6 protein-coding genes, 2 tRNA genes and 2 rRNA genes are annotated in these 11,943 nt (G+C 42.6%); all 10 read right to left on the reverse strand.

Going from position 1 to position 11,943, the window contains the following annotated elements:
• Nucleotides 1-722: 722 nt before the first annotated feature.
• Nucleotides 723-1,913 carry a PQQ-dependent sugar dehydrogenase gene (locus tag JFY49_RS15845; RefSeq protein WP_200223391.1) on the reverse strand — a complete coding sequence of 397 codons (1,191 nt, stop codon included), beginning with the start codon at nucleotides 1,911-1,913 and terminating at the stop codon, nucleotides 723-725.
• Between the two features lie 337 nt (nucleotides 1,914-2,250).
• Nucleotides 2,251-3,456, reverse strand: coding sequence for an IS256 family transposase (locus JFY49_RS15850; protein WP_004911237.1), 1,206 nt, complete (start codon nucleotides 3,454-3,456; stop codon nucleotides 2,251-2,253).
• 81 nt (nucleotides 3,457-3,537) lie between these two features.
• Nucleotides 3,538-3,861: an ankyrin repeat domain-containing protein gene (locus JFY49_RS15855; RefSeq protein WP_086196609.1), complete on the reverse strand. Its 324-nt coding sequence runs from the start codon at nucleotides 3,859-3,861 to the stop codon at nucleotides 3,538-3,540.
• Between the two features lie 35 nt (nucleotides 3,862-3,896).
• A complete protein-coding gene (locus JFY49_RS15860; RefSeq protein WP_086196610.1) occupies nucleotides 3,897-4,577 on the reverse strand; it encodes a hypothetical protein in 681 nt (226 codons plus the stop codon).
• 134 nt (nucleotides 4,578-4,711) lie between these two features.
• The gene (locus tag JFY49_RS15865; protein ID WP_086196611.1) at nucleotides 4,712-6,061 is read right to left on the reverse strand and encodes an aromatic acid/H+ symport family MFS transporter; all 1,350 of its coding nucleotides are present in this window, start codon (nucleotides 6,059-6,061) and stop codon (nucleotides 4,712-4,714) included.
• 342 nt (nucleotides 6,062-6,403) lie between these two features.
• Complete coding sequence (locus JFY49_RS15870; RefSeq protein ID WP_200223392.1) at nucleotides 6,404-7,765, reverse strand: MFS transporter; 1,362 nt, start codon at nucleotides 7,763-7,765, stop codon at nucleotides 6,404-6,406.
• Nucleotides 7,766-8,101: 336 nt separating this feature from the next.
• Nucleotides 8,102-8,216, reverse strand: a 5S ribosomal RNA gene (gene rrf / locus JFY49_RS15875).
• A 177-nt stretch (nucleotides 8,217-8,393) separates the two neighbouring features.
• Nucleotides 8,394-11,286: ribosomal RNA gene (locus JFY49_RS15880) — 23S ribosomal RNA — on the reverse strand.
• A 398-nt stretch (nucleotides 11,287-11,684) separates the two neighbouring features.
• Nucleotides 11,685-11,760: transfer RNA gene (locus JFY49_RS15885), tRNA-Ala, on the reverse strand.
• Between the two features lie 48 nt (nucleotides 11,761-11,808).
• A tRNA-Ile gene (locus JFY49_RS15890) sits at nucleotides 11,809-11,885 on the reverse strand.
• Between the last annotated feature and the right edge of the window lie 58 nt (nucleotides 11,886-11,943).

Consider the following 11,943-nt stretch of genomic DNA (forward strand, 5'->3'; position numbering starts at 1 on the left):
ACTTCAACTAAAACGATTAAAGTTTACATGCTATTGAAACTTCAAACTCTATAATCACAAGCATACAAAAATGAGGCATCATTAGAATAACCCTCAGAATTATTCCAGCCATCCTCAACAAAATAATAAAATGGAACGCTCAAGACAAGCAGACCTTTTTTAATACCATGTACCTAACGTGATGCCCTGTGACTACAATGACAGAAAGGTGATGTCGCCCTTGTGGTTAATATCAGGATTGCCGATTGGGGCATGAATGGCAAACAAGGCAACCGTAAACTGATCCAGATTCAGGCCAATGTGTTTAATGCAGATGAGCATTACGCAGCCTGATTCAGTGCAGTCATGAATATCAATTATTCTAAAAACCCCCATCAGGGGCTTTTGAACTTTATTAAATTTATTTCATAAATCATTTTCAGTGACTATAAGTATTTCATAATACGAAAATAAAAAATTGATTTTTTAGCAGGTATTGGATTCATGAGTGTGGCATGGATGCCACACGTTTCTCATCACGACAAGGAAGTCGTGTATGGGAAACAAAAGGTTTTTCTTGCGAACTCAAAATATATTTTGATGTTCTCATTTTGACCTTTCAAAAGTAGCGATATTGCCTACGCAAAGGCATCAAAATGAAATCCATCAAATGAGGCTGTGCTGAATTAAAAAAATTAAGATTGAACATATTTTTGATTTATGAAAGATATCTATTAATCACCTTATTTCGCAGTCATTTTCAGCAGTCTGGCATTGCTACCATCTTCCAGCACCCAAATTGAACCATCTGGGGCTTGCAGCAGATCACGGATACGCTGCTTCATATCCACGCGCTGTACTTCAGTCACAGGTTTCATCGCTGTATCTACCACTACAATGGCTTTGGAAGACAAGCCACCAATCAGGGCCTTATTTTTCCATGCCGGAAATTGGGAACCGTTATAAAAAATCAGACTAGATGGGGAGATGACAGGTGTCCAGCTGATTTCAGGTGCTTTAAATTCAGGACGGGTATGATGGTCAGGAATATCTCTGCCATCATAATGATCGCCATTTGAAACCAGCGGATAGCCGTAATTTTCACCTTTAACAATCAGATTCAGTTCATCCCCGCCTTTCGGTCCCATTTCCGCCACCCACAGTTTTCCTTGTGCATCAAATGCAATGCCTAATGGATTACGATGCCCCAACGACCAGACCTGTTTTGCAATTTCGCCCTGATCGCTAAACGGATTACCTGTGGCAGGTGTTCCATCCTCATTTAAACGCAATATTTTGCCTAAATTGGATTGCATATTTTGCGCAGGATCAAACTTCTGGCGTTCACCCGAGCTAATCCATAACTTTCCATCCTGACCAAACAGGAGCCGATGGGCATAATGTCCCTGCCCTGATACTTTAGGCACCTGTTTCCATATTGTTTTTAAGTTTTTAACCTGTGGTTGCTGAACATTGGATAAATCCAGTTCGCCACGTGCCACCACAGCCCCATAGCCTCCCTGTCCTGCTTCTGCATAGCTTAAGTAAATGATATGGTTCTGTTCAAATTCCGGATGCAAGGCTATATCACCCAAACCGCCTTGCCCGCCATAGGCCACCTTAGGAATGCCTTTGACTTCAATTTTTTCTCTGGTTTTGGGGTCAAATAACTGTAACTTTCCCTTTTTTTCAGTGACCAGTAAACGACCATCCTTCAGCCCTGTCATGGCCCAGGGTTCATTAAATTCTGCGACGCTGGTGAGTTTATACGTTTGATTGACTGAACCTGAAGAAGGTTTGGAAGATGTGGTTTCTGCTGCTGACTTGGATGCCGGACTTACAGCATCAGTTTGTGCATTACATGCAGTTAAACTTGATGTACTGATTAATATAGTTGTGATCAGCATACGCTGTCGGAATATTTTTATTTTCATCCTGATGATCCTCTGCCATTCAAATCGCTCACCCGTTTTATTCTAAGTACAATATTGAAAATCACTATTTTTTATTGGTAACAAACTTTCATTTGCTATGGTCAGCTTGTGTAAGACATAACGTACACAAAATGATTCTATTAACCTCTATCTGCATCAAGATAAATTTCTTATTCTAAATTCATCAGGAAACAGGACGTTTCCCAAACAGAAAACAACAATAATAAAGTTTGAACATCAGGACGTGAGGTACGACAGGAGTCATACCTAGGCAACCCATATAAAGAAGCCCTATCTGATGGGGAGAGCGTTCAAAATTCTGTGTCAGCCGAATTGGCTAGAGTTTAATTATATCATCGAGCCTGCCTTCAAAGTAAATCGATAACTGTGTGATGGTTTGCCCCCAGTTTGTCACCGGCATTGTCCATTTTTCAGAAGCCTGTTGAATGCCAATATACAGCAATTTCAGCAGGCTATTTTCATTCGGGAAAGCCCCCTTGGTTTTGGTCAGTTTTCTGAATTGGCGATGTACTGCTTCAACCGCATTGGTGGTATAAATTGGCTTCCTAACCGCTTTCGGATATTTGAAATAGGCACTGAGTAAATGCCATTTTTCACGCCATGAACGAATGACTTTCTCGTATTTATCCCCCCATTTGGCTTCCAGCTCATCTAGCGCCATTTCAGCTGCCTGCTTGGTATCTGCTCGGTAAACAGGTTTCAGATCAGCCATAAAGGCTTTTTGATCCTTACTGGCCACATAACGCAAGCTATTGCGGATTTGGTGAATAATACATAACTGCACTTCTGTCTGCGGAAATATCGCAGCAATTGCTTCAGGGAAGCCTTTAAGCCCATCAACGCAGGCGATCAGAATGTCTTGTATGCCACGGTTCTGCAAATCTGTGAGTACGCTGAGCCAATAATTAGCACCTTCACTTTCTGATAGGTAAAGACCCAGCAGTTCTTTATGGCCTTCGGTATTTAATCCCAGTACGGTATAAACGGCTTTGTTGACATAACGGCCTTCATCCTTGATCTTGTAATGGATGGCATCGAGCCACACAAAGGGATATACGGCATCAAGCGGCCTCTGTTGCCAGGCACGTAATTCGGGGATTAGCTTGTCTGTAATATTGGTAATGGCACCCTCGGAAATATCCAGTGCATACATATCGGCAATATGTTTTTGAATATCACGGTAGCTCATGCCGAGCGCAAACAGTGAGATGACTTTACTGTCGATCTCTTCAGAGAGTTTGGTTTGATTTTTCTTGACGAGTTGAGGCTCAAAATCACCAGTGCGATCACGAGGTGTTTCCAGTTCAAATGAACCGGAGGATGATTTTACGGTCTTGCGAGAGTAACCATTCCTGCGATTGGATGGTTTAGGATTTTCTTCCAGATAGTTTTCAATTTCAGCATTTAAAGCCGCTTCTGTCAGCTGTTTGATTAGTGGTGTCAGGATACCGTTTTCACCAGTGAGGGGTTGTCCTGACTGTAATTGTTTTAAAGCTGCTTCGAAATCAAAGTTGTTTGCCATGATGTGTCATTTCCTGTTTTGATTCAGTTTATTGAAATGACACAGATTTTTGAACACTACCATGATGGGGCTTCTTTTTTATCACGATAATCCTTTTAAGCTTTTAAGATAAGCTGTGACTTCTTTATTACCTGCCATTTCAGCAAGCTCTAAAGCCGTATAAGTACTGCGATGATCAACATCTGCACCTTTACAGATCAATAGCTTCACGACTTCTAAATGATCATTTTCAGCTGCTGCCTGTAAGGCGCTATAGCCTTCTTCATCAGCTGAGTTGACGTCCAGACCTTCTTGTAAAGCCTGCTCAATCTGGTCAATGTCACCAATAGATGCCCAGTACACAAGTTCAGGAAGATGCAGTTCGTCATCATCTTCAGGGATTGGGGAGAATGAGTTTAGTTTCATAAATAGCTTACTCACTTAAATAATGAATCTTATATTCATTTTGCTTTTTCAAATAATCCTACCAATTTTCTTCTTCGATCTCTATATAAAGCAATATCTTGTTGTAAGTTAACTTTATCTTTAGGTTCTTTTGGAGTAAGGGGTATTTTCTTAGATAAATCATGGATTCCATTTTTTATTAAACTCGCATCATTTACATTTATATTTCTAATTAATTCTTCAATTTCCTCATGTACTTGCTCTATCTTTGGAGTAATTTCAGTTACAGGCACTCCTAACTCAGCACTTCTTTTAATACTTTCTAATTGAGATAATATTTTATGTAATGAGCCTATTATCCCGGTTCTGGCTTCTAATCTAATCACATCTTCATGTTTTGCTTTTGTAGAAAATTGAACTTCAGAAACAATATATTCTGCTAATCTTTTTGAATCACCATAGATGAGGGCTACACCTTGTCGTAAATCTGGATAACTAGAAACTGCCTGTAATAGTATATTGATTGCACCAAAAACAGTGATCCTAGCTTTTAAAGATCCTTCTTCAAATTCAACTTTTATTGACATATCTGGATGAAGATAGAATGCAGTTCTAGTTTCAACAAATTTTTGAATATGTTCTTTAAATACTAATAAATCTTGCTCAGAATCCAAACCTTTTGGTTCAACATGTATATATGCTTGACTCAAAATATTTTTATCAATGTAATCAGCCACTTTTATCTCTTTTTTACAATAATTTTCTATAAATATATAATTTATTTTTAATATATCAACAACTTAGAAAAATACTTAAATTAATTATATAAATAAAAAGCCCCCTTTCGGAGGCTTCTTTTTAAACTTAACTTTTAAGCTTTAGAAACTGCTGGTTCAGCTGAACCAATCTTTTCAGATTCATCGTCATGCATAATCAATGCAACAGCAATCGCAGTAATTAGCACCGGTAAACCGACTGCAATAAAGTTGAAATGTGCAGGCAGGTTCATGCCCAGTAAGCCACCAATCAGGATCGGGCCTACAATCGCGCCCATACGACCAATCGCAGACGACCAGCCAATACCGGTTGAACGTACCGCAAGTGGGTAGAACTGCGCGACATAACTATACAGCAACATTTGCGAACCAATCGACGCCGCACCCGCCAGGAACACCAAGATGTAAAGTAAGAATTGGTTAGACGCAAAGCCCATTGAGCTCATCACAACCGCACCCATCATACCAAGGATCATCAATACCGGTTTCAAGTGGAAACGGTCTGCAAGAATACCGCCACCCACAATACCGACCACTGCACCAACATTCATGACCATCATAAACATCAGGCTGTTATCCATTGAGTAACCTGCCGCCATCATCAGCTTCGGTAACCAGCTGCTCAAGGCATACATGGTCAGTAAGCAGGTGAAGAATGCAACCCAGAACAATAAGGTATTGGTTGCACGGCCACGACGGAACAGGCTCACCACGTTTGCCGCTTCAGGTACACTTTCCTGTGGCAAAGTAAATGTGGTTTGGTCAGTAACTTTGGTATTTGGCGACAAGCGACGCACAATACGACGTGCTTCAGCCTGCTTGTTTTGCTTTACCATAAACGCTAAAGATTCAGGCAAGAATTTCCAGATTAAAGGCAGCAAAAATAAAGGAATACCTGCAATAAAGAACATGATTTGCCAACCAAAATCAGGCGTAAACCATGAACCTAATAATGCTGCCATCACACCACCAACCGCATAACCGCTAAACATGGTGGTCACAAGTGTGCTGCGCATTTTTTGTGGAGCATATTCAGAAGTCAGTGCCACCAGGTTCGGCATCACACCACCAATCCCCAGACCGGCAAGGAAGCGTAACATACCAAATTCGGTTGGATTAGAGGCAAAACCACCAGCAAAGGTCAAACCACTGAATAAAACAATACAGATCATGATGACTTTCTTACGACCAATCTTGTCCGCCAAAGAACCAAAGATCATCGCACCAAACATCATGCCTGCAAGAGCTGTACTGGCAAGCATTCCCGCTTGAACGGCACTGAGGCCCCAGTCCTTCATTAATAGTGGTAAAGTTACACCATTAATTGCCAAATCATAACCATCAAATAAAATTACCAGTAAACACCAAGCAACTACATTGAAGTGAAAAGGCGTAAATTTCGCATTGTCGACCACAGAATTTATATCTACAGTTTCCATTGTCATCGTTCTCATCTCCCATGAGTACTTGTCCGTAACATTCTTTAAATATTCAGCTGAATATTTAATTCGACGCAATATACGCAAGCCGGATTTAACGCACAATAAGACTAATTGATATTCTTCTATGATCACTGAAATAACATTTATTTGATTGATATATCACATTATTATTAGAGTAATTTATGATCATTTTTATAAGTAAATTGGGCTTTTCAGGCCTTCTAGCTCGATTATTTTTTTGATTGGTTTAATCTTTTATGAAATAGCATAAAAAAACCTCTTCATTTGAAGAGGTTTAGATATTTTTGAAATATTTAACGCTTAAAGATTCTGATCACAATACGATCATTGGGCTTTTAGAGTGTTCAGTTTTTTCACCGCTAATGGATCAGCTTTTACCACTTTGTCTTGACGAACAATCAATGTTACCGCAAGTGCCACAACAATTACCGGTAAACCGACTGCCATAAAGTTAAATTGATGTGGCAATTCCATACCCAGCAACATTCCAATCAGGATTGGTCCGATAATCGCACCAGTACGTCCCACTGCAGAAGCCCAGCCAATACCCGTTGAACGTACGGTTAGCGGATAATACTGTGCGACATAACTATAAAGCAAAATTTGTGAACCAATCGCGGATGCACCAGCAACTGCAACCAGTAAGTAAATCACAGGTTGTGGAGATTTAAAGCCAAGTAAAGATAAAGCCACAGCACCCGACAAACATAAGGTAATAATGACTGGTTTTAAATGGAATTTATCTGCAAGAATACCGCCACCAACTGTACCGATCACCGCACCAATATTCATCGCAAGTAGGAACATCAAGCTGTTATTCATTGAGTAACCTGCTGCCATCATCAGCTTTGGCAACCAGCTGCCCAAGGCGTATAGCGTTAACAGACACATAAAGAAGGCAAGCCAGAACAACAGCGTACTACCTGCACGCCCCTGCTTAAACAAGCTGCTGACAAAAGCAGGTTCAGAAATTTTAACTTCACTCAGTTCAAATTTAGTTTGTGCATTCAAAACTAACTTTGTGCTAAGACGCTGCAAGATATTTCGTGCATGTTCATCCTTTTGAGCCTTGACTAAAAAGGTTAACGATTCAGGCAGAAATTTCCAGATCAGCGGTAACAGCAATAATGGTACGCCTGCAATAAAGAACATAATTTGCCAGCCAAAATTCGGAGTAAACCAGGCACCAAATAACGCTGCCATTACACCGCCTACCGCATAGCCACTAAACATCGTGGTGACCAGTGTTGCTCTTAAACGCTGCGGAGCATATTCTGAAGTTAAAGCGACAAGGTTGGGTAATACCCCGCCAATGCCCAGCCCTGCGAGGAAACGTAAAGCACCAAACTCTGTTGGATTTGAAGCAAATCCACCCGCAAAAGTAAATCCACTAAATAGCACCACACAGGTCAGGATCACTTTTTTACGGCCAATTTTATCCGCCAAAGTCCCGAATAGCATCGCGCCAAACATCATGCCTGCAAGAGCTGTACTGGCCAGCATTCCCGCTTGAACAGCACTTAAGCCCCAGTCCTTCATTAATAGTGGTAAAGTTACACCATTAATTGCCAAATCATAACCATCAAACAGAATAATTACCAAACACAAAAACACGACCTTAAAATGAAAGGTCTTAAATTCAGCTTTATCAATAACATCATTTACATTGACTGTATTCATTGTCATATCCCCACCTCCTGTGAGTTTTAATTCATTGTGATTACTACGACACAACACATGACCTGTAATCTTTTTATTATTTTTAATGATTTATAGCAGCATGCTTTCGTAACTGACTAAGTTGAACACAGCCATTTTTGAGTAAACACTCTACTAAAGTATTAAAAATGACAGAAATCCTAGACCCTTGAGTTTAGTTTTTAACCATTTTTAAATTGACAATTTTGAATTTGAATCAATAAAAATAAAATTAAATTGTTCTTTTTTAATCATTCTTCTTTTTAATAAGAATTCCAGGCAAAAAAAAGCCCCTGCTTTATGCAGGGGCTTTTAGGAATAATGAGCTGGCGATGACTTACTCTCACATGGGTAATCCCACACTACCATCAGCGCTAAGAGGTTTCACTTCTGAGTTCGGGAAGGGATCAGGTGGTTCACTCTTGCTATGGTCGCCAGCACAACTGTTTATGACTTTGCGTTTGGTCTTATTTAGATGCCAATGCTTGGTCAAATAGAATTCATTAACAGGTATATCTGAGCTGTCGTATTTTGTTCTTTAGCGTTCACTAAATCAAGCTGTTTTGCTTAATATCGAATTAATTGATGCTTTATACAACAACTGTTTGGGTGTTGTATAGTCAAGCCTCACGAGCAATTAGTATTGGTCAGCTTCACATATCACTATGCTTCCACATCCAACCTATCAACGTCGTAGTCTTCAACGGCTCTTTAGGAGACATAAAGTCTCGGGGAAATCTTATCTTGAGGTAGGCTTCCCGCTTAGATGCTTTCAGCGGTTATCCCTTCCGAACATAGCTACCCGGCGATGCGACTGGCGTCACAACCGGTACACCAGAGGTTCGTCCACTCTGGTCCTCTCGTACTAGGAGCAGATCCTCTCAAATTTCCAACGCCCACGGTAGATAGGGACCGAACTGTCTCACGACGTTCTAAACCCAGCTCGCGTACCTCTTTAAATGGCGAACAGCCATACCCTTGGGACCTGCTTCAGCCCCAGGATGAGATGAGCCGACATCGAGGTGCCAAACACCGCCGTCGATATGAACTCTTGGGCGGTATCAGCCTGTTATCCCCAGAGTACCTTTTATCCGTTGAGCGATGGCCCTTCCATACAGAACCACCGGATCACTAAGACCTACTTTCGTACCTGCTCGACTTGTGGGTCTCGCAGTTAAGCGCGCTTTTGCCTTTATACTCTACGCGTGATTTCCGACCACGCTGAGCGCACCTTCGTACTCCTCCGTTACTCTTTAGGAGGAGACCGCCCCAGTCAAACTACCCACCAGACATGGTCCTCGTCCCGGATAACGGGACAGAGTTAGAACCTCAATATTACCAGGGTGGTATTTCAAGATTGGCTCCACTAGGACTAGCGTCCCAGCTTCAAAGCCTCCCACCTATCCTACACAAGTAAGATCAAAGTTCAATGTCAAGCTGCAGTAAAGGTTCACGGGGTCTTTCCGTCTAGCCGCGGGTACACCGCATCTTCACGGCGATTTCGATTTCACTGAGCCTCTGCTGGAGACAGCGCCCCCATCATTATGCCATTCGTGCAGGTCGGAACTTACCCGACAAGGAATTTCGCTACCTTAGGACCGTTATAGTTACGGCCGCCGTTTACTGGGGCTTCGATCAAGAGCTTCGCTTACGCTAACCCCATCAATTAACCTTCCAGCACCGGGCAGGCATCACACCCTATACGTCCACTTTCGTGTTTGCAGAGTGCTATGTTTTTAATAAACAGTTGCAGGGGCCTGGTTTCTGTGGCTGCTCTCAGCTCAGGAAGCAAGTTCCATCACCAAAAGCAGCGTACCTTCTCCCGAAGTTACGGTACCATTTTGCCTAGTTCCTTCAGCAGAGTTCTCTCAAGCGCTTTGGTCTACTCGACCTGACCACCTGTGTCGGTTTCGGGTACGATTCCAGTGTAACTGAAGCTTAGAGACTTTTCCTGGAAGTATGGTATCAGCCACTTCACTGTACAAGTACAGCTTGCTATCAGATCTCAGCATAGAGCACCCCGGATTTGCCTAAGATGCATGCCTACTTCCTTCCACCTGGACAACCAACGCCAGGCTGACTTAACCTTCTCCGTCCTCTCATCGCATTACACTGAAGTATTGGAATATTAACCAATTTCCCATCGACTACGCCTTTCGGCCTCGCCTTAGGGGTCGACTCACCCAGCCCCGATTAACGTTGGACTGGAACCCTTGGTCTTTCAGCGAGCGGGTTTTTCACCCGCTTTGTCGTTACTCACGTCAGCATTCGCACTTCTGATACCTCCAGCAGACTTCTCAATCCACCTTCATCGGCTTACAGAACGCTCCCCTACCACGTATACAAAGTATACATCCGCAGCTTCGGCACATAGTTTTAGCCCCGTTACATCTTCCGCGCAGGCCGACTCGACTAGTGAGCTATTACGCTTTCTTTAAAGGGTGGCTGCTTCTAAGCCAACCTCCTAGCTGTCTATGCCTTCCCACATCGTTTCCCACTTAACTATGATTTTGGGGCCTTAGCTGGCGGTCTGGATTGTTTTCCTCTTGACTACGGACGTTAGCACCCGCAGTCTGTCTCCCGGATAGTACTCATTGGTATTCGGAGTTTGCATCGGTTTGGTAAGTCGGGATGACCCCCTAGCCGAAACAGTGCTCTACCCCCAATGGTATTCGTCCGAGGCGCTACCTAAATAGCTTTCGGGGAGAACCAGCTATCACCGAGTTTGATTAGCCTTTCACCCCTATCCACAAGTCATCCCCTGGCTTTTCAACGACAGTGGGTTCGGTCCTCCAGTCAGTGTTACCTAACCTTCAACCTGCTCATGGATAGATCACCCGGTTTCGGGTCTATACCCAGCAACTAAACGCCCTATTAAGACTCGATTTCTCTACGGCTCCCCTATTCGGTTAACCTCGCTACTGAATATAAGTCGCTGACCCATTATACAAAAGGTACGCAGTCACCGAACAAGTCGGCTCCCACTGCTTGTATGCATGCGGTTTCAGGATCTATTTCACTCCCCTCACAGGGGTTCTTTTCGCCTTTCCCTCACGGTACTGGTTCACTATCGGTCAGTCAGGAGTATTTAGCCTTGGAGGATGGTCCCCCCATATTCAGACAAGGTTTCACGTGCCTCGCCCTACTCGACATCATCATATAAGCCCTTTCGTGTACAGGACTATCACCTACTATGGTTGCACTTCCCAGAGCATTCCACTAAAGCTTATATGACTTAATGGGCTTTTCCCCGTTCGCTCGCCGCTACTGAGGGAATCTCAATTGATTTCTTTTCCTAAGGGTACTGAGATGTTTCACTTCCCCTCGTTCGCCTCGTAACACTATGTATTCATGTTACGATACCTACCTTATGGTAAGTGGGTTTCCCCATTCAGAAATCTCCGGATCACAGGATATTTGCCGCCTCCCCGGAGCTTATCGCAGGCTATTACGTCTTTCATCGCCTCTGACTGCCAAGGCATCCACCACATGCACTTAATTACTTGACTATACAACCCCAAACAGTCGTCCATCCCTACAAGTAGGATGAGCAACAGATTATGATGATTTCTCATCACTTTCTTACAGTTGGCGTTTGTGCACTTAAGCACTGTACAGCTTCAATTAGATTCATATACCAAAACGCTTGATTCAGTTTAATCGCTAGTAACTCATTTCTTAATCTTCATCAACCAGTCATAATGACTGCTAATGTCGATTTCAAAACGAGTATGAACAATTTATTTCAACTCAAATATATTCTGTTAATGATTTTTCTCGTCTTCGTCAGATCGAGAAACTGTGATAAATCACAGAGGTTAATAACAATGCCGCGCATTATACGCCGCTTTCTTACTAAGCTCTATAAGCTATCTAACCGTTTGCTTATTATGCATCCGAAGATACATGGTGGAGACTAGGAGAGTCGAACTCCTGACCTCCTGCGTGCAAAGCAGGCGCTCTACCAACTAAGCTAAGTCCCCAGCTTATCAATAAGTCAATGTTTCTGATTTTCCGTACTTCGTCAGTAGTGGTGGGTCTGACAAGACTTGAACTTGTGACCCCACGCTTATCAAGCGTGTGCTCTAACCAACTGAGCTACAGACCCTCAGATACATCGTCATGAAGAACAACTTGTTGTGGATTCTTACCGATCGTCAATCTTT

This window comes from Acinetobacter sp. CS-2, assembly GCF_016599715.1.
Taxonomy (GTDB): Bacteria; Pseudomonadota; Gammaproteobacteria; order Pseudomonadales; family Moraxellaceae; genus Acinetobacter.